Origin of the sequence: Lysinibacillus irui, from assembly GCF_028877475.1 — a bacterium.
In the GTDB taxonomy this organism is placed as follows: Bacteria; Bacillota; Bacilli; order Bacillales_A; family Planococcaceae; genus Lysinibacillus; species Lysinibacillus irui.
Genome location: NZ_CP113527.1, coordinates 533,338 through 555,028, shown reverse-complemented (window position 1 = coordinate 555,028; position 21,691 = coordinate 533,338). Strand labels below are relative to the sequence as shown.

Genomic DNA, 21,691 nt, shown 5'->3' with positions numbered 1-21,691 from the left:
AGCAAAATTGATTGTTCTTGGCGCTCTTTTAGTGAATCTTGTTACTTCTTTTCCCTACTTACTTCATAACTCTTATTTAGTTGTATTGAAACCCCATTGCTGTGCGGTCTTCAGCAACGCTTTAATAATTTGTGTAGACATCATTCCTTTCTGTTGCTACGGTGCAAGGATATAAGGAGAATGGCGGACTCAGGTAATGATTTTTTCTCTTGCCCCGTATGTAAAGCTAAACTTGCTATGGTAATACAAAGTCTTTTAAGTTTTCCTGTCCATTCGGTGGTTGTGGCGGTATAAGAGTTGTTTCGTCACTATCCCTTTGTTTAAGCTGATAAAATCGAACATCTTCTACCACTACCTCTGTCATAAAAATCTTAGTGCTTTCTTCATTAACAAAAGACCTTGTTTGAATTCGGCCGTTTGCACCAATTAATGAGCCTTTACCGCAATATTTGACGATATGCTCTGCAAGCCTTCCCCAAGCTGTACAGAAAATAAAGTCGGCATCTACTTCTCCACGACTGTTTTTAAAGTTGCGATTAATGGCGAGTGAAAAGTGAGTCTGTACTCGATCTCCTGATAAGTAACGTAACACTGGATCTTTCGTAAACCTTCCAACCAATCCGACTTGATTCATGTATTCACCTCCTTTGCTTTTGATTGCTCTTATCTTACAAAACGATCCTAGTTATGACAAAATTTGAAATTGTTAATTTCCATAAGTTTTAAAGCATAAATTGGGTAAATTAGCATTTTTATTTTTGGTAATTTTTATTAATTTTCTAGCCGAATGCTTTAGACTGTAATGGCAAATGCTATTTCATGAAATCGACAATTTCGCAGTTTTAAAAAAAACGTAACAGGTGCGCATAACAAACAACCGTTACTTCATGTGTTATACTAAAAGAATGACAGACTTAGGAGGAATATACATAATGAAAACATTTAAAATGCTTTCCTTTGACCTTGTCACGAAAGATGGCGTGCAACCATTCCCTTTAGTCGATGGCATCATTATTAATCAGGAGAACAGCCATCAATCTTGGATACTTGAATTGTTTCTAGCTAAACAATATCGCTCAACCTTTGATGAGCTATTAGCGAATAATACGGTCTTCAATGTACGCGCGGTTATTTCATTCCCAGATAATGAACCCGCTCCTTTCCAGGTAATTGTACATACTGTTCAAGAAATCGGTGATCATGTTTCTGTCCTGTTAAAAGGTACTCTCAAAATTAAACGCTCTAAATATGCTGAACAATTGCTTTCAGAGCTCCTTGCTGAAGGTGTTTCCCTAGAAAATTTACTTGAACGTTTTACGAAAGATATGAAGCAGCGACCAAAATTAAAAAATGACTAACGATGCGAAAATTCGCATCGTTTTTTATTGGACAAGTGATTGTTATTATGTAAAATACAATTTAAAAAAGGAGGAATCTATTGTGATTATTGCAAGAAGAGAAAAACCTTTAAAGTTATTATGGCTTGAAGCTTTAATGAGGCGTCTTTTAAAGGATGATGTTGAATTTCATTATTTTCAAGAGCAATATCGACGGTTAGATGCAGGTTTTGCTGGTGAGCAAAAAGTTGATCGTGAATGGTATGAATTAATATGTCCAAATAACTTTTATGTATTAAATAATTTACATTTTATGAATGCTGCTGAGCATGGTCATCAGCTGGATACACTCTTTATATGCCCTCAATTTATGTTCGTTTTAGAGATCAAAAACATTCATGGCCGTCTTGAATTTGATCAACTCACACATCAATGCACACGTACAAAGGTAGATGGAACAGTTGAAGGCTTTCCGAATGCACTTACTCAAACTGAGCGTCATATTCGATTTTTGAAAAGTCTAATTGCAAATTACCCCCTCCCTATTGAAGGTGCCGTTGTTATAGCAAATCCTTCAGCAATCATTATTAACCCATCTAATGCTTTACCTATTTTTCATGTATCAGGTCTTCATAAACATCTTCAGTTGCTTTTCAAAAAATACCCTCAAAAAATAATAACTGAGGATCAATTGACTCAATTGGTTCAGATGCTTCTTTCCAAGCAAACAGCTCCCAGAATGCAAACATCAGTTGCCCCATCACGAATTCGACACGGGGTTTTGTGTCCAAAATGTTCCTATCAACATGCGATGTCTTTCCAGCGTGGTACATGGAAATGTTCATATTGTCATTATAGTAGTATAAAAATTTTCGCTGAAGCCTTATTAGATTATCGTTTATTAGTTAGTCATAACATTACAAACCAACAGCTAAGGACATTTTTCGGTATTCATTCTAGTGATACAGCCACACGATTACTTCGGAAATTTCAGTTTCCTTATACAGGTACCTATAGAAATCGAGTTTATCATTTACCTGAAAATTTATTGGATCATATGGAAAGGTTTTATTGATTTTAAGGGTTCTGCTCAGGGAACTTTTTCTGCTTTCAGGGTATTCACTCCTCTCCCGCGGGGATTCACTTCTTCAGCGAGTATTCACTCTCCTTCCGCGGGTATTCCCCTTTCTTCCGCGGGTATTCGCTCCTTCCGCGGGTATTCACTCTCCTTCCGAGGGTATTCACTCTCCTTCCGCGGGGATTCACTCTCCTTCCGCGGGGATTCACCCTTCTTCAGCGGGTGTTCACTTCTCTTCGCGGGTATTCACTCTCCTTCCGCGGGGATTCGCCCCTTCCGCGGGGATTCACTCTCCTTCCGCGGGGATTTTCTCTTCTTCCGCGGGTGTTCACTTCTCTTCGCGGGTATTCCTCCTTCTTCCGTGGGGATTCGCTCTCCTTCCGCGGGTATTCACTCTCCTTCCGCGGGGATTCACTTCTCTTCCGCGGGTATTCCTCCTTCTTCCGTGGGGATTCGCTCTCCTTCCGCGGGTATTCACTTCTCTCCCGTGGGGATTCACTTCTCTCCCGCGGGTATTCACTTCTCTCCCGCGGGTATTCACTTCTCTTCCGCGGGTATTCACTCTCCTTCCGCGGGTATTCACTCTCCTTCCGCGGGTATTCACTTCCCTTCCGCGGGGATTCACTCTCCTTCCGCGAGGATTCACTCTCCTTCCGCGGGTATTCACTCCGACTCCGCTCTACTCACCTAAAGTAAACGAAAAAAGAGTGTTTTCCGTTAAGGAAACACTCTTTTTTATATTATCGGTTGTTCATGCCGTCACGATACTTTTCAGTGTCGTTGACTTTATCGTCGACAACATCATTATTATTGTTGCTGTTTATGTTGTCATTACGTTCAACACCGTTTACTCCATTTGCATTTGGTGTGTTATCAAAGCCGTTTGTGCTGTTGATATCGGCGTTTGACCCTGGTGTTGTTGCTTCTGGCAATGTTGTATTATCATTGACAGTACCTCGATCAACACCATTTCCATTCACATTATTACGATCGTATGCATTGTCGTCGCGATCATTTGGAGTTAATGCATCCTCAACATCGTCTACACCACGACGAACGTCATTTTCGACGTCTCTTACAGGGTGATCTTCTACTGCATTATTTCCCCAGTTACATCCTCCAAGGAATACAGTTGCAAGGATAATGGCTAAAAATGACATTTTCCACATAGTAAAAAACCTCCTTTCTTAGGTCTATGTCATCAAATACATCGTGTGTATTTGTGATCCATCATAGATTGCCCGAGAAAGGAGGGAACTATCCGATTTTTGTACAAACTATTTTTGTTTTTCTTTTAATACTTGTTCAATGTATGCTGCCTCTGCTTTGCAGTCATAGCTATAGTTTGTGCCTAGCTCCTTTTGCAATGCTTCGATTGTTTCAATTTGCTGCTCTGTTGGTTCTTCATTTAAAATTTTGGCAATAACCTCATCGATTTTTTGTGCCATCTCTTCATGAAACTGTGCACTCATCAATGTATCAGCAGGGATTTTTTCGATCCATGCGGCATTCTCCTGAAAATAGGTTTGCCAGCTTGCAATGAAGTCTTCCATGGAAAAGCGCTCTTCATCCCAACCGATACTTGCTAAGTATGTTTCAAAAGATGTCGAAATCGAACGAGTAATGCTAATTTTAATACCTGAAGACAATTCCTTATACATCTTAATAATCCTCCTACGTTTGTAAAACCTAAAAATTACATATATCTATTTTAATTTACAATCGCTTTACTATCGCCATCGCAATTTAAGAACCTACTAATCAATTTTAGACTTGACTTTATCTATTTTATATCTTTTGGTCTACAAATGCAAATTAAGCTTGTTTAGGCTGCTCTGGTCCAATCGCAAATAAAATATCGGCTTCACATACCAGTTCTCCATCAACTGTTGCGATACCATGTCCTTTACCCATCGCACCACGAAGTTTTACGAATTCTACTTCTAGTTTAAGCTGGTCGCCAGGTACTACTTGGCGTTTGAAACGACAATTATCTACACCTGTTAGAAATGCTAATCGCCCCTTAAATTCTTCTGCATTTAATAAAGCAACTCCACCAACTTGTGCTAATGCTTCTACAATTAATACACCCGGCATCACAGGATAACCTGGGAAGTGCCCATTAAAAAAGTCTTCGTTAATCGAAACATTTTTTAACCCTACTGCTCGTTTCCCTTCTTCTAATTCAACAATGCGATCTACGAATAAAAAAGGATAGCGATGCGGTAAAATAGCTTGAATTTGTTCTGCTGTTAACATGTCATTTCCCCCTCAAAATTAGTATGTATACACAAAGTAAGGTAAAGAATAAAATTTATTCTTTACCATTCATAATATCAAATATATGTTGCCATGTTTCTCTTTTGAAAATATCCATAGCATTGCCTTCTCCAATAACACTGAAGCCAAACATTGCGCCTACTGCTGCGGCAACAACGACTAAGATGAGAACAATTACAATGCGTAGCCAAATCGGAATCAGTCGGATTTGCACCCATCGAACTTCGCGTTGCTCATCGTTTGAGCGGCGTTCTTTCTTTTCTGGTTGCGTATCGGTTTCTTGTGTCGGCACAGAACGTCGACGTGAATCGTTTGTCATAGATTGTACTCCTCTTCATTCCTTACTAGTGTTTTGGATGACTTTTTATCGAATGCCGTTAATTAGTCCGAGCATTTGATCTGCTAATGTAACCGCTCTTGCATTAAATTGATAAGAACGTTGTGTTTGTATTAGTTCTGTCATTTCCTTTGAGAGGTTTACATTGGACATTTCTAATGTACCACTTTGCATTCCAATTTGCTGACGGTTGGCACCAACTAGCTCTGTTAGAACCTCTGCCTGTGTAAAGCCAAGTTCAGCTAGGTTGTCTGGCAATCCTATATAAGAACCAGCTATATGCTCCATTAACTGTGGCTTTTGGAATTCTGTTACAGCTAAATCCGTACGAATAATATCGCCATTTGGATAAGATGCCTCTAATACACCACCATCTCGAACGGCAAATTTTTGAACAGTATCTGGTAAAGTAATGGCTTGTCCTGCCGCATCGGCTACAGGATAACCATCAGCTGTTACTAACATCACTGTTCCGTTGTTTAACGGAGATAAATAAAAGTCACCTTGTCGAGTATACACTGTTTCGGTACCATTTTCACCATTTGGCATTAAAATATTGAAATATTGTTTAGCTTTTGTAAAAGCTAAGTCTAAATCTCGATTAGTTGTTTGTAATGAACCTTGCTTTTCATTGGACTTGATTTGTCCAAGCATAGCTCCCGCTCCATAGCGAATACCAACAGGTGTTTGACGCTCAGCACGATCCTGCTTATCATTATTGAATTGCTGATAAAGTAATTCATTGAAGGATGCTTCCTTTGCTTTAAATCCTGTTGTATTGCTATTAGCAATATTATTACTAATCGTATCCATTTTATTTTGTAATTGACCCATTGTGTTCGTTGCCGTAATCATTGTACGTAGCATTATAAAACGCCTCCTGTTCGCTCATTAGATTTTCCCGATTTCGTTAACAGCTTTCTCCATACTACGATCATAAGCCTGTAATACTTTTTGATTGGCTTCAAATGCTCGATAGGCTGTCATTAAATCTGTCATTGTGCGACCAGAATCTACGTTCGAACCTTCTAAAAAGTTTTGACGAAGTGTAAAGGAAACACCATTTGCTCCATAAGCTGTTGGTAAGTTTTCGCCATTTTCTGTACGAATAAGGCCATTATCCTGTTTAAGTAGCATGTTCGGATTAGCAGCATATGATACGCCAACCCGTGCTACTTGCTGATCATTTACAAAAATGGCTCCATTTTCAGCAAGGCGAAAATCGTCATTTGGTAGCTGGATACGCTGTCCCGCATCATTAAGTACGTATAAACCTTGACCATTTACTAAATAGCCTTGACCATCTAATGTGAAATTACCATTACGTGTATAGGCCTCGCCACCAGCTGGATGTTCTAATCGGAAGAAAATTGAGCCCGACACACCATCTTCATTTTGTGGTAAGTTCCCATCAATCAACGCCATATCCGTTGTAAAATCAGTGCTATAGATTTGGCCCTGTATGTAATTTGGCAATGTTTCTTGTAAATATGTCCCTGTATTTAAAGCTCCTACTTGACTCATATATTCGGCGCCTGCTTGTTGATTGGCAGGAGCATTTGTTTTTCCAATGCTAGACATCAACATGTCTGGAAACGAGCGGATTGTGGATTGGTCTGCCTTAAATCCTGGTGTATTCGCATTGGATAAATTATTAGTTAATAATTCTGTTCTTCTTTGTTGCGTGATCATACCTGTTGCAACTGTATAAAACCCTTTAAACAAAGAAATCACCTCAATTTATTTTTATAAGGAAGCTGGCACTCGATCAATATTTTCTAGCATTATACCTGTTCCAATAGCCACACAGTCCATAGGTCGCTCTGCAATAAAGACAGGTACCTTTAACTCTTCTGTTAATAGCTGATCCATTCCGTGTAATAATGCACCGCCACCAGTAATAATTACTCCACGATCAATAATATCAGCTGATAGCTCAGGTGGTGTTTTTTCTAAAACATTTTTTGCTGATTGGACAATCATTGCTACTGATTCATGTAAAGCACGTTCGATTTCCTCAGAATGAATTGAAATGGTACGTGGTAAGCCTGTTACCATGTCACGACCACGAATATCCATCGTATCATCACGGCTACCTTTGAAAACAGTACCGATTGTTATCTTGATTGCTTCTGCAGTACGTTCACCAATTAGCAATTTATATTCTTTTTTAATATATTGCAAAATATCGTTATCAAACACATCTCCTGCTACTTTAATGGATTCACTTGTTACAATATCACCCATTGATAGGACTGCTATATCTGTAGTCCCGCCACCGATGTCGACTACCATATTGCCGCTTGGTTGGAAGATATCCATACCTGCACCGATTGCAGCTACTTTTGGTTCTTCCTCTAAATATACTTTTTTACCGCCAGATTTTTCTGCTGCTTCACGAATTGCTTTTTGCTCAACACTTGTAATGTTCGTTGGACAGCAAATTAAAATTCGTGGCTTTGCCAAAAATCCTTTAACGTTTAGCTTATTGATGAAATGTCTTAACATCGCCTCTGTCACATCAAAATCTGCAATGACTCCATCTCTTAGTGGGCGAATTGCTGTGATATTACCTGGCGTTCTCCCTACCATTTGGCGAGCTTCTTCCCCTACCGCTAATACTTTGTTTGTCTTTTTATCAATCGCCACCACAGATGGTTCATTTAGGACGATTCCTTTACCTTTAACGTGGATTAATACGTTCGCAGTTCCTAAGTCAATGCCAATATCTTTCGAAAACATTCTATAATTTCTCCTTCCCGCCAGTTCCAACTACATAACGTTCATTTTATCTCTTTATCTAGAATATTTTATCATATACTATTGGTAATTTCACCTAAATTTAGTGAATAAGACTGTTTTCTTTTTAGGTTGTGAACGGCTATAATATAGTTTTACTATTCCTTATAAATTGCCTATTAAGCTTGTCCAAACAGCAAAAAAGAACGAATCATTCTTGACTCGCTCTTTCTTTCCACTTGTTTTTCGTTGCTTCTCCTCCGCGAATATGACGTACGGCCTTATGGTAGGCGAGTATTTCTTTCACTTGGTCAGCTAATCCTTCATGAATTGTTGGCAATCGCTCTGTTAAATCCTTGTGCACCGTACTTTTTGAATAACCAGTCATTTTCGCGAGGACACGCACAGTCTCACGCGTCTCAATCAGTAATTCACCGAGGCGTATGCAGCGCTTCCGAATGTGCTCATGCACGTTCTTCGTCCTTTCCACACAATTTCACAAAATGCTTTGGCAATCAGATGCACATTTGCGCATTTCTTCACCTTATGTAAGGACAAAGCTATTCAGAACACGTTTTGCATTTTCCTGATAAAATGCTGATTTTTTATGCGTTACTAGCTTTTTGTCTTAAAAAGCTAGTAATTTTTTCGGATTAATATATTTTCCGTTTTCAAGAACTTCGAAATGCATGTGGACGCCAGCCGCTTGATTCCACTCGTTGTCAGTCGCTTTTCCTAATGTCTGACCTTGTGTAACCTCATCGCCTTCTTTCACAGCGATATCCTTTACAGAGCTATAATGTGTTTGCATACCATTTGGATGCTCAATCACAATCTTATTACCCGTAAATGCGTCTAGTTTTACCTCTAGTACTTTACCACTCATAGCAGCTAGTACTTCAAATTCTTCACCATTCATAGCAATAGAGATACCAGAAGAAGTAGTAAATGTTTGATTAAATACCATTAGTGCATTTTCGCGAGACTCTTCATTTGCCTCTAACTCGTAAAATTCTTGTAAAACTTGTACTTTACTAAAACTCTCTTCTTTGAATGGATACTTCATGTTTTCCGTAAGTGCATTTGTTTCCACTACAGGACCTGGATCTACTTCAGCTAAATCTGGTAACGGCGCCTCTTCTACTTTTGATACGAGACTATTGTAACCAAATAACAATCCTGCTAGAACCAGTGCACCACCTGTGTAAACTACTGGCCAAAACCAAGGTTTCTTTTGTAATTGACCATTTTCCTTTTGATTTGGATTTTGGTTTTGAGAAGCTTTATTATTTTTATCCTCTCTCATTTTCATCACCTCTAGTTGCAGTGTGAACAACTAGAAGCTATTTTAAACATGCATCTATTTTTTTTATTTCAATATCTTGATAATAATAGTGTAAAATTTCAGCTGCGGTTTTCCCTTCATTCGCCATTGCTTCTGCTCCATACTGGCTCATTCCCACTCCATGCCCATAGCCTTGAGTTTTTACATGAACCTTTCTTGTCGTGTTATTATAGTTAATTGTAAAATCAGTAGATGGAATGCCGAGTATTGTTCGTACCTCTCTTCCCGTCCAAACATTATTCCCTAACTGCAAACGATCTACTCGCCCCGAGTCATTGTAAAATAGCTGGACACGATTAAAATCACTAGCTTGCCATTGAACGGGCCAAAGCTTATTCCATTGTGCTAATGTCCATTCCTGCTCAGCAGTAAACTTTGGTGAAGCTTGATCTGATACACTTGCAACACTTTGTAAATATGGAACATTATTACCACTATAACCGTAAGCACTTTCTGTTTTCCCATTGCTCGTCGAATGGAACATAGCTGTAATTAGTTCATTATTATATAGAAGAACTTGTCCTTTCGTTTCATTGATGGCTTCGACAATTTTCTTTTCATTTCCCAGGAAATTGCTAGCCCAATTCGCCTTTCTTTGCTCTTCATCGTAAAAAACCTGTCTTGCTACAGTTGGAGCAATGGCTGTTTTACCGTAATTTGTCGTTTTCAATGCATAGGTGCGTGCAGCAATCGCCTGTGCTTTCAATGCCTCTTTTTTAAAGGAAACAGGCATTTCGGCTGCAACAACACCTGTAATATACGTCTCCAAAGGGATTTTTTCCTTTTGTCCCTCCACTTCTATAAATATTTCACAGGCATTATCATCACTAGTTGGAGGTTTCACTGCCTCTCTTCTTTCACTCAACCCTACTACAGGAAGCATATATAATGCTCCCAATAAACAAAGGACACCTATACTAATCATCCATTTTTTCATAAGGAATAATATGCTAGACTCCATTTAGTTATGAGAAAACAAAAAACCCTCTGCTTAAACAGCAAAGGGTTTAGAAATGAGCTTAGTTTGTAGGTAATTCAACCGTAATTTCTTCAATTGTTTCAACTTCTTCAGTAATACGTTCAATATTAGCACCAAGAGAGGCTAATTTGCCATGGAAATCTACATAACCACGATCTAAATGATGAAGCTTTGTAACTCGTGTTACTCCTTCAGATACAAGTCCTGCTAAAATTAGTGCAGCCGCAGCTCGTAAATCCGTTGCCATCACTTCAGCTCCCTGAAGTTTAACTGGCCCCTCGATAAACACAGAGCGTCCCTCTATTTTAGCACCAGCATTCATGCGACGGAACTCCTCAACATGCATAAAACGATTTTCAAATACCGTTTCTGTAATAATACTCGTACCTTCAGCAGTTAGCATTAAAGCCATCATTTGTGATTGCATATCTGTTGGGAAACCAGGGTGTGGCATCGTTTTAATATCAACAGCTTTTAATGTATGTGGAACACGTACACGAATTCCTTCATCCAACTCTGTAATTTCTACACCCATCTCACGCATCTTAGCAATCAAAGCTGTCATATGCTCTGGTACTGCATTTTCAATCACTACATCTCCCTTAGTAATAGCTGCTGCTACCATAAATGTACCAGCTTCAATACGGTCGGGAATAATATGATGCTCTACTCCATATAATGTATCGACTCCTTCGATACGAATTGTATTGGTACCTGCACCGATTACACGGCCTCCCATACTATTAATGAAGTTTGCAAGATCTACTATTTCAGGCTCTTTCGCTGCATTTTCAATGACAGTTGTCCCTTCTGCTAGAGATGCAGCTGTCATAATATTTTCTGTTGCACCGACACTTGGGAAGTCTAAATATACATTAGCCCCCTTTAAGCGACCTTCTGTTTTCGCCTCTACATAACCATGACCAAATGAGATTTTTGCACCCATTGCTTCAAAGCCTTTTAAGTGTAATTCAATCGGGCGAGAACCGATTGCACAGCCTCCTGGTAGAGCAACACGAGCATATCCATTACGAGCAAGTAAAGAGCCCATTACTAAAATGGATGCACGCATTTTACTAACAAATTCAAATTGAGCTTCACTTGAAAGTTCTTTTGATGCATCTATATACACGGCATTATCTTCAGGTATATATGTAACTGCTGCGTTTAAACTTTTAAGTACTTCGTTTATTGTAAAGACGTCTGCTAAATTAGGGACTTCCTTAATTACGTTTTCTCCTTTTGAAGCAAGTAAAGCTGCCGCAAGGATTGGTAACACTGCATTTTTTGCGCCCTCTACACGTACTTTTCCCTGTAGTTTTTGGCCGCCAGTCACTATTATTTTATCCACCCTATGTCCCTCCGAATTCAATCTATTAACCTATCGAATTTTTATTTTAAAAAGAAGTATAATGTCATAATCAGTAAACAAACAACTCTATAGTACAACTTTTCTAACGCTCGTTCAAGCGTCCAAATCACTATTTTAAGCCATTATTAGATATTTTGCTATTTATTTATTGTACGCTACCAATTTTTTTTTGTGAATGACCAATAACCAGTTCGCTTCTAATACATACCCCAAGATATATGAATAAAAAACAACTTTTCTCACATTTTTTTAGAGTGGGCGATGATTATAGCAAATACCAGGTAATTTTAAACGGTTTGGGCAAGCCCAATTAACGTTGAACACGTTTATTACATAGTTCAAAGGGCCACACAAATCGGGTTATAAAGTCCTTTGAAACATGTAGAGTAAACCATCTTCATTAATATAGAAGGGTTCACTGCTTTAAAATAAGTAGGGAAGTTTGCCAGACCAATTAGATAGTTGAAGAAAGAAATTGGATACGGTTGTACCGATTGCAATACTTAATAAAATATAAATAAGCTGAATTTGAAAAACTCGATTCTTCTTAAATATTTTCTCTAACATAAAAGCCTGTAATGCATAAAAAGTAATTGCGATAAAAAAGATATGAGACAAAATACCTAACAAAGCTTCTTGTCCTATCGCTTCATAAACTTCCATGTTTCCTCCTCCATTTCTCCTAGGTCACCTTAAAAAACGGGCAGATGCTATATCTGCCCGTTAAAAATGAATTAGATATTACCCTCATGAACGTTGATACGATTCAACGCACGTTTTAATGCTAGGTCAGCACGTTTGAAATCAATGTTGTCTTGTTTACCTTGAAGACGTCCTTCAGCACGTTTAACGGCTTCTTTAGCACGTTGAACATCGATATTTTCAGCAATTTCAGCAGACGGCGCTAAAATTGAGATTTTTTCTGGACGAACTTCAATGAAACCACCGCTTACAGCAACAATATCAGTCGAACCGTTTTCTTTTTTAAGCTTCACTGCACCAATAGCAAGTGGAGCAACCATTGGAATATGGCCTGCAAGAACACCGATTTCTCCTGAAGTTGTTTTAGCGATTACCATTGATACTTCAGAATCGTATACTGGGCCGTCGGGAGTGACAATATTGACTAGAACTGTCTTCATATTTTTTCCTCCTCGTCCCTAGTATTAAACCTCTACGCCCATGCTTTTCGCTTTTTCAACTACTTCATCAATTGAACCAACTAGACGGAAAGCATCTTCTGGTAGGTGATCCCATTTGCCATCAAGGATTTCCTTGAATGAGCGAACAGTTTCTTTTACAGGTACATAAGAACCTTTTTGACCAGTGAATTGTTCCGCTACGTGGAAGTTTTGTGATAAGAAGAATTGAATACGACGAGCACGTTCTACTGTTTGTTTATCTTCATCAGATAACTCATCCATACCTAAAATCGCAATGATATCTTGTAATTCGCGGTAACGTTGGATTGTACGTTGTACACCAGTAGCAATTGCGTAGTGCTCAGCGCCTACGATTTCAGGTGATAATGCACGAGAAGTCGAAGCTAGTGGGTCAACCGCAGGGTAAATACCCATTTCTGATAATTTACGCTCAAGGTTAGTAGTTGCATCTAAGTGGGCGAAAGTTGTAGCTGGAGCCGGGTCAGTATAGTCATCGGCTGGTACATAGATCGCTTGGATAGAAGTTACAGATCCTTTGTTCGTAGATGTGATACGCTCTTGTAGTTTACCCATTTCAGTTGCAAGTGTTGGTTGGTAACCTACCGCAGAAGGCATACGACCTAATAGGGCAGAAACCTCAGAACCTGCTTGTGTGAAACGGAAGATATTGTCGATGAATAAAAGCACGTCTTGGCCTTGCTCATCACGGAAGTATTCCGCCATTGTAAGACCAGTTAGAGCTACACGCATACGTGCACCAGGTGGCTCGTTCATTTGACCGAATACCATCGCTGTTTGCTTGATAACGCCTGAATCGCTCATCTCGAAGAATAAGTCGTTCCCTTCACGAGTACGCTCACCTACACCAGCGAATACAGAGATACCTGAGTGCTCTTGTGCGATGTTGTTGATTAATTCTTGGATTAATACAGTTTTACCTACACCGGCACCACCGAATAGACCGATTTTACCACCTTTAATATATGGTGCAAGTAAGTCTACTACTTTGATACCTGTTTCAAGAATTTCAACTGAAGTTGAAAGGTTCTCGAAAGTTGGTGCTTCACGGTGAATTGAATCACGACGTGCGTCAGCTGGAATCTCTTCACCTAAGTCAATTACTTCTCCAAGTACGTTGAATACACGACCTAGTGTAACTTCACCAACTGGTACTGAGATAGCTTTTCCTGAGTCTGTTACTTCTGCTCCACGTTGTAAGCCATCAGTAGATGACATCGCAATTGTACGAACAGAATCATCACCTAAATGAAGCGCAACTTCTAATGCAAGAATTGTTGGTTCTTCATTAGGACGTTCAATCTTAACTGTTAATGCGTTATAGATTGCTGGTAATTGGCCATTGTCGAATTTTACGTCAACAACTGGACCCATTACTTGAATAACATGTCCTTTATTCATTACTGTGTACCCTCCTATCGTATTCTTATACGACATTGGGAAGCTGCTTGCCTATTCTAAGGCTGCAGCTCCACCAACGATTTCTGTAATTTCTTGTGTAATCGCCGCTTGACGTGCACGGTTATATTGCAAAGAAAGGTCTGAAATAAGATCAGTTGCATTATCTGTTGCATTTTTCATAGCCGTCATACGAGAAGCATGTTCACTTGCTTTTCCATCTAATAATGCGCCATAAACTAAGCTTTCCGCATATTGTGGAAGTAACACTTCTAGAATTGCTTCACCAGATGGTTCAAATTCGTAAGAAGCATTACCGCTTGCAGGGGCAATATCTGTTAATGGAAGAAGTTTTTTCTCTGTCACTTCACTAGCAATAGCGCTGACAAAGTGATTATAGTACATATAAAGTTCGTCATACGTACCATCAATGAACATACCAACAGCATTACGAGCGATTTCTTTAATATCAGCAAATGTTGGTTGGTCAGGAAGACCGACAACATCACTGATGACATTATGATCACGTTTCACAAAGTAGTCACGAACAACACGACCTACTGCTAAAATAACGTATTCGTCTTTTGATTTATGACGCTCGTTAATTGTACGTTGTACTTGACGTAGGATACTTGAGTTGTAAGCACCCGCAAGACCACGGTCAGAACCAATGACTAAGTAAGCCGTTTTCTTAACAGGACGAGCAGTTAACATTGGATGTCCACTGTCTTTTGTCCCTGAAGCGATTGCGCCTACTACGTCCTGAATTTTTTCCATGTATGGAACGTAAGCTTTAGCATTTTGCTCTGCACGACGTAACTTAGAAGAAGAAACCATCTGCATCGCTTTTGTAATTTGCTTCGTACTCTTTGTTGAAGTAATACGACCTTTTATTTCGCGTAAGTTTACCACTGGTATTTCACCACCTTCTGTTTTTTAATCAAGTGACTCGTTGAACTTATTCTGATTTAGCGAAAGTTTTTTTGAATGCATTAATTGCTGCTTCATAATCCGCATCAGGAGCAAGCTCTTTAGTAGTACGAACATGATCTAAAACGTTTGTGTGGTTTGAATCTAACCAGCTTAAGAATTCAGATTCAAAGCGAACGATATCTTGTACTGGAATATCATCTAAATGACCTTTAGTTAATGCATAAAGGATCGCAACTTGTTTTTCAACTTTTAGTGGTTTGTTTAGGTCTTGTTTAAGAACTTCAACCGTACGTTTACCACGCTCAAGTTTAGCAAGTGTTGCTTTATCTAAATCTGAACCAAATTGTGCGAATGATTCAAGCTCACGGAATGCAGCTAAGTCAAGACGTAGCGTACCTGCAACTTTTTTCATCGCTTTAATTTGAGCAGATCCACCTACACGTGATACAGAAAGACCGGCGTTGATCGCTGGACGTACACCTGAGTTGAATAAGTCAGATTGTAAGAAAATTTGTCCATCAGTAATTGAGATTACGTTAGTTGGGATGTATGCAGAGATATCCCCAGCTTGTGTCTCAACGAATGGAAGAGCTGTAATTGAACCATTTTGATATGTTTCGTTTAACTTCGCAGCACGTTCAAGTAAGCGGCTGTGTAAGTAGAAAACGTCACCAGGGTAAGCTTCACGACCTGGAGGACGGCGTAGAAGAAGTGAAAGTTCACGGTAAGCTGATGCTTGTTTAGAAAGATCATCGTACACGATTAAAACGTGTTTACCTTGTAACATGAATTCTTCTGCCATAGAAACACCAGCAAATGGTGCTAAGAATAGTAATGGAGCTGGTTGAGAAGCAGAAGCTGTCACAACGATTGTGTAATCTAAAGCGCCATGTTTACGAAGAGTTTCTACAACTCCACGTACTGTTGATTCTTTTTGACCGATTGCTACATAGATACAAATCATGTTTTGGTCATTTTGGTTAAGAATTGTATCGATAGCTACAGATGTTTTACCAGTTTGACGGTCACCAATAATTAACTCACGTTGACCACGACCGATTGGTACTAATGCGTCAATCGCTTTAATACCAGTTTGTAGTGGTTCGTGTACTGATTTACGAGCCATTACACCGAAAGCTGGACTTTCGATTGGACGAGATTTTGTAGTGTTGATTGGACCTTGTCCATCCACTGGTTGACCAAGTGGGTTTACAACACGACCAATTAGTTCTTCACCAACTGGTACTTCCATAATACGACCTGTACGACGAACTTCATCGCCTTCTTTGATGTCAGTGTATGGACCTAAGATTACGATACCAACGTTACCTTCTTCTAGGTTTTGAGCCATACCCATAACACCATTAGAGAACTCTAAAAGCTCTCCAGCCATGGCGTTGTCGAGGCCATGAGCAAGAGCGATACCGTCACCAATACGGATAACTGTACCAACTTCGCTTACTTTAAGTTCAGATTCATAATTCTCAATCTGTTGTTTAATCAGACTGCTGATTTCTTCAGCCTTGATGCCCATGTATGTCACCTCTCACATTTCTAAATTATTAACCGATTAATTCACGTTTCAGACGCTCAAGTTTATTTGCTACTGAGCTATCATAAATATGGTTACCGATTTGAACACGAATACCACCAAGTAAAGATGGATCGATTTCGTTTGTAATGTTTAATGATTGTTTTCCAACAAGCTTCGCGAACGCTGCCGAAATATTAGCGCTTTCTTCTGGAGAAAGTGCACGTGTTGAAAATACTGTTGCATCTGCAGTGCCTTGTGCCTGTGCAGCAAGTTCAGCATATGCATTAGCAATTAGCTTCATCTCGTTTACACGTTTTTTCTCAACTAAAAGTTGAACTGTGTGTAAAACTTCTGGTGTTGCACCAGCAAAGATTTCAGCTACCATTTGTTTTTTACGTTCGATGGAGAACTTAGGCGCATTTAAAAGCGTTAAAAAATCAGGAGATTCTTTAATAACTTTTGTTAGTTCGCTTAAGTCTGCTCCAACTTCAGTAAGCATGTTTTTTTGTTGCGCTAATTCAAAAAGCGCTTGAGCGTAACGTTTTGCTACAGTTGAATTACTCATCGAGCTTCCCCTGCCTTCGCAATCGTCTCTTCAATTAGAGCACGGTTGTCTGCCTCAGAAATCTCTTTGCTAAGGACTTTAGATGCTGCAAGTACAGATAATGAAACGACTTCATCACGTACAGCTGCAATAGCTTTTTCTTTTTCAGACTCAATTTCACGTAAAGCTGATTCTTTTAAGCGGTTTGCTTCATTACGAGCTGCAGTAAGAATTTCTTCTTTTTGTAGTTCGCCTTGCTTCTTAGCGCCTTCAACAATCGATTGTGCTTCCGTACGAGCTTCTTTAAGAAGGCTCTTTTGTTCTTCTAAAAATTGGTGCGATTCTTTGCGCGCTTTTTCAGCTGCTTCGATTTCACTCGCTACTAATTCTTCACGTTGTTGCATGATGCCCATAAGTGGACCCCAAGCTACTTTCTTAAGTAAGAACATTAATACTAAGAAGATAACTAATGTTGCGATGATGTCTCCGCTATTAAATCCAGCGCCTGCACCTAGTACAAGATTATCTAAAAACACGATTGTTTCACTCCCTTCAAGAGCTTTAACTTCAACATAATTTATTAACTAAAAAACTACCTATTTTAAAAAGCTATATTTACACATAGCTTTTATCAGTTCCAAAATGAAGGGCGAAGTTTCATCTGGAGAATCCTGCTTCGCCACTAGTAAAATTCAGTGTTCAACTGAATTATTTGTTCATTACGATGAATGCTACTACTACTGCGATGATCGGTAGGGCCTCAACTAATGCAACCCCGATGAACATTGTAGTTTGAAGAACGCCACGAGCTTCTGGTTGACGAGCGATACCTTCTACTGTTTTTGAAACGATAAGACCGTTACCGATACCTGCACCAAGTGCACCTAAACCGATTGCGATTGCTGCTGCTAATAAACCTAATGAACCTGTCATTTGAAAATTTCCTCCTTGGAATTGTTTGTTTTTTTGTGGTTCAAGCATAGGATATATGCTTTATATTAATGGTCATCGCTCACTTTATGAGCCATGTAAACCATTGTTAACATTGTGAAGATAAAGGCTTGGATGAAGCCGATGAAAATTGAGAAACCTTGCCATGCCATCATAGGAACGATTGCTCCGATGAATCCCACGGCACCTGATGATGCTAATCCTGCAAGTAAGCCAAGTAAAATCTCACCCGCGTAAATGTTACCGTAAAGACGTAAACCTAATGTTAATGTGTTTGCAAATTCTTCTACTATTTTAAGTGGGAACATGAATGACATTGGTTTGAAGAATGTACCAACATAATGACCTGTACCCTTCATTTTAATACCATAGAAATGCGTTAAGACTAAAATCATTGCTGCCAACGTCATCGTTACTGTTGGGTCAGCTGTTGGTGATTTCCACCATAGCTCATGATCAAAGACGATTGAGAATGGAAGACCTAGTAAGTTAGATACTGCGATAAACATAATTAGCGTAATACCTAAAACGTGGAATCGACCACCAGTTTTCCAGTCCATGTTGCTTTTAATGATATTCTTAACGAAATCCATAATCCATTCCATAAAGTTTTGCATACCAGTAGGTTTTAACTTTAGGCTTCTAGTTGAGATAAAAGCAATTAAAAATACGATAATTGCGGCAACTAGTAACATCATAACTGTCGATAAGTTAAATGTTAAAAAACCGACTTCTAGTAACGGAGCTTCATGATTCATTGTTATTTTTCACCTCTCTTTCTAATTTAAAGCACATTAGCGGTTCCTTACATGTGACACAATTCTCTCGACAAAGAGAAAAACGTACGGAATCATTAGCCCTATAACCGTGCTAATTAAGTGAAAATAGTTTGGCAACGAAATGGCTATTGCGACTGCCGCAACACCTGATCCAAAGCGAAGCGCTGTACCAAGTGAGCCTATTTTCTTCCCTTCACTAATGGATCGATCAAACTTTTCCATCCGGCGAACTAAAATCCAAAAATTATACGTACCAAAAAATGCACCTACTGCGATGCCCGCAAAAACAGTTTGATAGGGAGTGAATCCCCAGCCTAATGCGCAGAGTGCAAGCAAAAAAAATAACGCCCTCTTCTGCACAGCAAAAATGTGATGCAAATCTAGCATTGGTTGTAATCTCCTGAATCATTTTTTCGAGTAATGAAAACGTTTGCTGACCACTATGTGAAATCAGAAAAGAGCAGTGAAAAGCACTACTCACAGCGGAATAGTAATGGGAGAGTCATTTCAATTACAGGTGTAAATGCCCAAAAATAACTTACACCCCTTACCGACTCGGTAAAAACCGAAACGCACAAAACGTTGCAAATCGACAGTTTTATTTTGAACTGTCAATTTAGTAGAAAGTTGATATAACAAGTGTTTCAACGTCCTATTTATGAACAGAAACCCTTATCATTCTTACCCTTTGTAAGCATACAATAGGTGATATTTGAAGTCAATTGGTAAAGGAGAAAAACTTCACAGCCTCTATACTCTTGTCAAATTGTTGACAAATTTGTGTATGAAATTTCATAGTTTCAAAACCTCCTATTTTCTTGACGCATTAAAAAAGCTAATTTACGACATGATTATGCTCGTAAATTAGCTTACCCATTCCAATAGGTACATTAGACTTATTTTTCACAATAAAAATTAGTACATTAATTAGTTTTTAGTAAAAATCCTAGCAATGCCTCTACAATACGCTTAGATGCATGTCCATCCCCATAAGGATTTGATGCTTTTGCCATTGCTTCGTAGGCGTTTTTATCTGTTAGTAACTCTTTAGCTAAGGCATAAATTGTTTCCTCTTCTGTTCCTGCTAGCTTTAATGTTCCAGCTGCAATCCCTTCTGGACGTTCTGTTGTATCCCTAAGCACTAGCACTGGTTTCCCTAATGATGGGGCTTCCTCCTGCACGCCTCCTGAATCCGTTAGGATCATATATGAATTGGCTGCAAAGTTATGGAAATCAAACACTTCAAGTGGCTCTATTAAATGCACACGATTATTTTCACCTAAGATTTCATTGGCAATTTCTCTTACAGCAGGATTCATGTGCACAGGATAAACAACTTGTACATCCTCATGCTCTGCTAGTATTCTTGTGATCGCTTTGAACATATGACGCATGGGCTCACCTAAATTTTCTCGACGGTGTGCCGTTAATAAAATCATGCGATCCTCACCTATTTTTTCTAATACTGGATGAGTGTAATGCTCGCTAACCGTTGTTGCTAATGCGTCAATAGCTGTGTTACCCGTCACGAAAATAGTATCTGGGTTTTTATTTTCATCTAGTAGATTCTTTTTAGATACCTCTGTTGGTGCAAAATGCAAATCAGCCATCACACCTGTTAGTTGACGATTCATTTCCTCAGGGTACGGTGAATATTTGTTCCACGTACGAAGACCAGCTTCCACATGTCCGATAGCTATTTGATTATAAAATGCCGCCAAGCTGGCAATAAAAGTCGTCGCTGTATCACCATGTACTAAAACGATATCAGGTTGTGCTTCTTTCATTACTTTATCTAAGCCCTGTAAAGCGTTTGTTGTGACATCAATTAATGTTTGACGATCCTTCATAATATTTAAATCATAGTTAGGTGTAATTTTAAATGTCTCTAGTACTTGATCAAGCATTTGGCGATGCTGTGCTGTTACGGTTACAATAGATTCTATTTGCTCTGGATACTTTTGTAACTCTAAAACGAGAGGAGCCATTTTAATTGCTTCTGGTCTTGTACCAAAAATCGTCATTACTTTCCATTTCTTTGTCAAAACGATCTGCACCGTCCTTTTTGTTATTGTATGAGAAGGTTAGCCACATCCGTTGATTGCTATCAAGAGATGTACTTGCCCAAACATACTATGAAACGCCCTTCAATTTGAAGGACGCTTTCACAAGTTATTAGTTTCTTCCTAAATAAAGGAATTTCATGTATTGATGTTTATTTTGTACCGAATAGGCGGTCTCCTGCATCACCTAGACCAGGAACAATATAGCCATGATCATTTAATTTTTCATCAAGAGCAGCAATGTAAATATCTACATCCGAATGTTCTTCCTGAATAGCTTTTACGCCCTCTGGTGCAGCGATTAAGCACATGAATTTAATGTTTTTAGCTCCACGTTTCTTCAATGAATGGATAGCTTCCACTGCTGAACCACCAGTTGCAAGCATTGGATCTACAATAATGAAATCACGTTCTTCAACATCTGCAGGCAATTTTGCATAATATTCAACTGGCTTTAATGTTTCAGGGTCACGATAAAGACCAATATGTCCAACTTTTGCAGCTGGGATAAGCTTCAATACGCCATCTACCATGCCGATACCTGCACGTAGAATTGGTACGATAGCAAGCTTTTTACCAGATAGTACTTTTGTTTTTGCAATGGTTACAGGTGTTTCAATTTCAATTTCTTCTACAGGCATATCACGTGTGATTTCAAACGCCATAAGTGTTGCTACTTCGTCTACTAGCTCACGAAATTCTTTTGTTCCTGTGTTCTTATCACGAATATAAGTTAACTTGTGTTGGATTAGTGGATGATCAAATACATAGACTTTGCTCAAAGGGATTCTCTCCTAACCGTTCGGATTTCATTTTTATCTCAACTAGTATAACAGAAAAA

26 protein-coding genes are annotated in these 21,691 nt (G+C 39.0%); 2 read left to right on the top strand and 24 right to left on the bottom strand.

The window, feature by feature from the left end:
- Positions 1–235: 235 nt before the first annotated feature.
- On the bottom strand, positions 236–634 hold the full coding sequence (locus OU989_RS02710) for a single-stranded DNA-binding protein (RefSeq protein WP_274795579.1): 399 nt from the start codon (positions 632–634) through the stop codon (positions 236–238).
- A gap of 298 nt (positions 635–932) precedes the next feature.
- Here OU989_RS02710 and OU989_RS02705 point away from each other — a divergent pair, with 298 nt between their 5' ends.
- Together OU989_RS02705 and OU989_RS02700 are read left to right on the top strand one after the other, a co-directional pair.
- On the top strand, positions 933–1,358 hold the full coding sequence (locus tag OU989_RS02705) for a YwpF family protein (RefSeq protein WP_274795578.1): 426 nt from the start codon (positions 933–935) through the stop codon (positions 1,356–1,358).
- Positions 1,359–1,440: 82 nt separating this feature from the next.
- Positions 1,441–2,412, top strand: a complete 972-nt coding sequence (locus OU989_RS02700; RefSeq protein ID WP_274795577.1) for a nuclease-related domain-containing protein — start codon at positions 1,441–1,443, stop codon at positions 2,410–2,412.
- A 743-nt stretch (positions 2,413–3,155) separates the two neighbouring features.
- On the opposite strand, the gene OU989_RS02695 is transcribed toward OU989_RS02700, so the two are convergent.
- From OU989_RS02695 to upp, 23 genes are all read right to left on the bottom strand, one after another.
- Positions 3,156–3,584, bottom strand: coding sequence for a hypothetical protein (locus tag OU989_RS02695; RefSeq protein WP_274795576.1), 429 nt, complete (start codon positions 3,582–3,584; stop codon positions 3,156–3,158).
- Positions 3,585–3,692: 108 nt separating this feature from the next.
- Entirely contained in the window at positions 3,693–4,076 is a 384-nt protein-coding gene (locus OU989_RS02690; RefSeq protein WP_274795575.1) for a hypothetical protein, read from the bottom strand.
- Positions 4,077–4,230: 154 nt separating this feature from the next.
- Entirely contained in the window at positions 4,231–4,674 is a 444-nt protein-coding gene (gene fabZ / locus OU989_RS02685; protein ID WP_274795574.1) for a 3-hydroxyacyl-ACP dehydratase FabZ, read from the bottom strand.
- Between the two features lie 55 nt (positions 4,675–4,729).
- Positions 4,730–5,014 carry a DNA-directed RNA polymerase subunit beta gene (locus tag OU989_RS02680; protein ID WP_274795572.1) on the bottom strand — a complete coding sequence of 95 codons (285 nt, stop codon included), beginning with the start codon at positions 5,012–5,014 and terminating at the stop codon, positions 4,730–4,732.
- Between the two features lie 45 nt (positions 5,015–5,059).
- A complete protein-coding gene (locus OU989_RS02675) occupies positions 5,060–5,899 on the bottom strand; it encodes a flagellar hook-basal body protein (protein WP_274795571.1) in 840 nt (279 codons plus the stop codon).
- Between the two features lie 24 nt (positions 5,900–5,923).
- Positions 5,924–6,757 (bottom strand): flagellar hook-basal body protein, encoded by an 834-nt coding sequence (locus OU989_RS02670; protein ID WP_274795570.1) that lies wholly within the window; start codon positions 6,755–6,757, stop codon positions 5,924–5,926.
- 21 nt (positions 6,758–6,778) lie between these two features.
- Positions 6,779–7,774: a rod shape-determining protein gene (gene mreB, locus OU989_RS02665; protein WP_274795569.1), complete on the bottom strand. Its 996-nt coding sequence runs from the start codon at positions 7,772–7,774 to the stop codon at positions 6,779–6,781.
- A gap of 208 nt (positions 7,775–7,982) precedes the next feature.
- A complete protein-coding gene (locus OU989_RS02660) occupies positions 7,983–8,243 on the bottom strand; it encodes a sporulation transcriptional regulator SpoIIID (RefSeq protein WP_004269485.1) in 261 nt (86 codons plus the stop codon).
- A 156-nt stretch (positions 8,244–8,399) separates the two neighbouring features.
- Positions 8,400–9,077 (bottom strand): M23 family metallopeptidase, encoded by a 678-nt coding sequence (locus OU989_RS02655; protein WP_274795568.1) that lies wholly within the window; start codon positions 9,075–9,077, stop codon positions 8,400–8,402.
- Between the two features lie 37 nt (positions 9,078–9,114).
- Positions 9,115–9,999 carry a stage II sporulation protein D gene (gene spoIID / locus OU989_RS02650; RefSeq protein WP_274795567.1) on the bottom strand — a complete coding sequence of 295 codons (885 nt, stop codon included), beginning with the start codon at positions 9,997–9,999 and terminating at the stop codon, positions 9,115–9,117.
- 136 nt (positions 10,000–10,135) lie between these two features.
- Positions 10,136–11,446: a UDP-N-acetylglucosamine 1-carboxyvinyltransferase gene (murA, locus tag OU989_RS02645; protein WP_274795565.1), complete on the bottom strand. Its 1,311-nt coding sequence runs from the start codon at positions 11,444–11,446 to the stop codon at positions 10,136–10,138.
- Positions 11,447–11,890: 444 nt separating this feature from the next.
- A complete protein-coding gene (locus OU989_RS02640; protein ID WP_274795564.1) occupies positions 11,891–12,130 on the bottom strand; it encodes a DUF1146 family protein in 240 nt (79 codons plus the stop codon).
- Between the two features lie 71 nt (positions 12,131–12,201).
- Positions 12,202–12,609 (bottom strand): F0F1 ATP synthase subunit epsilon, encoded by a 408-nt coding sequence (locus OU989_RS02635; protein WP_274795563.1) that lies wholly within the window; start codon positions 12,607–12,609, stop codon positions 12,202–12,204.
- Positions 12,610–12,633: 24 nt separating this feature from the next.
- Positions 12,634–14,049 (bottom strand): F0F1 ATP synthase subunit beta, encoded by a 1,416-nt coding sequence (gene atpD, locus OU989_RS02630; RefSeq protein ID WP_274795562.1) that lies wholly within the window; start codon positions 14,047–14,049, stop codon positions 12,634–12,636.
- 51 nt (positions 14,050–14,100) lie between these two features.
- Positions 14,101–14,958, bottom strand: coding sequence for an ATP synthase F1 subunit gamma (atpG, locus tag OU989_RS02625; protein ID WP_274795561.1), 858 nt, complete (start codon positions 14,956–14,958; stop codon positions 14,101–14,103).
- Between the two features lie 46 nt (positions 14,959–15,004).
- Positions 15,005–16,513 carry a F0F1 ATP synthase subunit alpha gene (gene atpA / locus OU989_RS02620; protein ID WP_274795560.1) on the bottom strand — a complete coding sequence of 503 codons (1,509 nt, stop codon included), beginning with the start codon at positions 16,511–16,513 and terminating at the stop codon, positions 15,005–15,007.
- Positions 16,514–16,541: 28 nt separating this feature from the next.
- Positions 16,542–17,078 (bottom strand): F0F1 ATP synthase subunit delta, encoded by a 537-nt coding sequence (locus OU989_RS02615; RefSeq protein ID WP_274795559.1) that lies wholly within the window; start codon positions 17,076–17,078, stop codon positions 16,542–16,544.
- A complete protein-coding gene (gene atpF / locus OU989_RS02610) occupies positions 17,075–17,593 on the bottom strand; it encodes a F0F1 ATP synthase subunit B (RefSeq protein WP_274795558.1) in 519 nt (172 codons plus the stop codon). The genes OU989_RS02615 and atpF overlap by 4 nt, the downstream gene beginning before the upstream one ends.
- Positions 17,594–17,765: 172 nt before the next feature.
- Complete coding sequence (gene atpE / locus OU989_RS02605) at positions 17,766–17,990, bottom strand: F0F1 ATP synthase subunit C (RefSeq protein ID WP_004269474.1); 225 nt, start codon at positions 17,988–17,990, stop codon at positions 17,766–17,768.
- Between the two features lie 65 nt (positions 17,991–18,055).
- Positions 18,056–18,766, bottom strand: a complete 711-nt coding sequence (atpB, locus tag OU989_RS02600) for a F0F1 ATP synthase subunit A (protein ID WP_274795557.1) — start codon at positions 18,764–18,766, stop codon at positions 18,056–18,058.
- Between the two features lie 36 nt (positions 18,767–18,802).
- A complete protein-coding gene (locus tag OU989_RS02595) occupies positions 18,803–19,174 on the bottom strand; it encodes an ATP synthase subunit I (RefSeq protein ID WP_004269472.1) in 372 nt (123 codons plus the stop codon).
- Between the two features lie 536 nt (positions 19,175–19,710).
- Complete coding sequence (gene wecB / locus OU989_RS02590; protein WP_274795556.1) at positions 19,711–20,832, bottom strand: non-hydrolyzing UDP-N-acetylglucosamine 2-epimerase; 1,122 nt, start codon at positions 20,830–20,832, stop codon at positions 19,711–19,713.
- 170 nt (positions 20,833–21,002) lie between these two features.
- Entirely contained in the window at positions 21,003–21,632 is a 630-nt protein-coding gene (gene upp, locus OU989_RS02585) for a uracil phosphoribosyltransferase (RefSeq protein ID WP_004269470.1), read from the bottom strand.
- Between the last annotated feature and the right edge of the window lie 59 nt (positions 21,633–21,691).

Bases quoted from the DNA above. Each gene is read 5' to 3' on its own strand.
- OU989_RS02615 (WP_274795559.1), bottom strand. From the start codon at position 17,078: ATGAGTAATTCAACTGTAGCAAAACGTTACGCTCAAGCGCTTTTTGAA.
- OU989_RS02695 (WP_274795576.1), bottom strand. From the start codon at position 3,584: ATGTGGAAAATGTCATTTTTAGCCATTATCCTTGCAACTGTATTCCTT.
- spoIID (WP_274795567.1), bottom strand. From the start codon at position 9,999: ATGCTTCCTGTAGTAGGGTTGAGTGAAAGAAGAGAGGCAGTGAAACCT.
- OU989_RS02690 (WP_274795575.1), bottom strand. From the start codon at position 4,076: ATGTATAAGGAATTGTCTTCAGGTATTAAAATTAGCATTACTCGTTCG.
- OU989_RS02595 (WP_004269472.1), bottom strand. From the start codon at position 19,174: ATGCTAGATTTGCATCACATTTTTGCTGTGCAGAAGAGGGCGTTATTT.
- OU989_RS02675 (WP_274795571.1), bottom strand. From the start codon at position 5,899: ATGCTACGTACAATGATTACGGCAACGAACACAATGGGTCAATTACAA.
- atpE (WP_004269474.1), bottom strand. From the start codon at position 17,990: ATGACAGGTTCATTAGGTTTATTAGCAGCAGCAATCGCAATCGGTTTA.
- OU989_RS02640 (WP_274795564.1), bottom strand. From the start codon at position 12,130: ATGGAAGTTTATGAAGCGATAGGACAAGAAGCTTTGTTAGGTATTTTG.
- OU989_RS02635 (WP_274795563.1), bottom strand. From the start codon at position 12,609: ATGAAGACAGTTCTAGTCAATATTGTCACTCCCGACGGCCCAGTATAC.
- atpD (WP_274795562.1), bottom strand. From the start codon at position 14,049: ATGAATAAAGGACATGTTATTCAAGTAATGGGTCCAGTTGTTGACGTA.
- OU989_RS02655 (WP_274795568.1), bottom strand. From the start codon at position 9,077: ATGAGAGAGGATAAAAATAATAAAGCTTCTCAAAACCAAAATCCAAAT.
- atpB (WP_274795557.1), bottom strand. From the start codon at position 18,766: ATGAATCATGAAGCTCCGTTACTAGAAGTCGGTTTTTTAACATTTAAC.
- OU989_RS02705 (WP_274795578.1), top strand. From the start codon at position 933: ATGAAAACATTTAAAATGCTTTCCTTTGACCTTGTCACGAAAGATGGC.
- fabZ (WP_274795574.1), bottom strand. From the start codon at position 4,674: ATGTTAACAGCAGAACAAATTCAAGCTATTTTACCGCATCGCTATCCT.
- OU989_RS02710 (WP_274795579.1), bottom strand. From the start codon at position 634: ATGAATCAAGTCGGATTGGTTGGAAGGTTTACGAAAGATCCAGTGTTA.
- atpA (WP_274795560.1), bottom strand. From the start codon at position 16,513: ATGGGCATCAAGGCTGAAGAAATCAGCAGTCTGATTAAACAACAGATT.
- OU989_RS02680 (WP_274795572.1), bottom strand. From the start codon at position 5,014: ATGACAAACGATTCACGTCGACGTTCTGTGCCGACACAAGAAACCGAT.
- mreB (WP_274795569.1), bottom strand. From the start codon at position 7,774: ATGTTTTCGAAAGATATTGGCATTGACTTAGGAACTGCGAACGTATTA.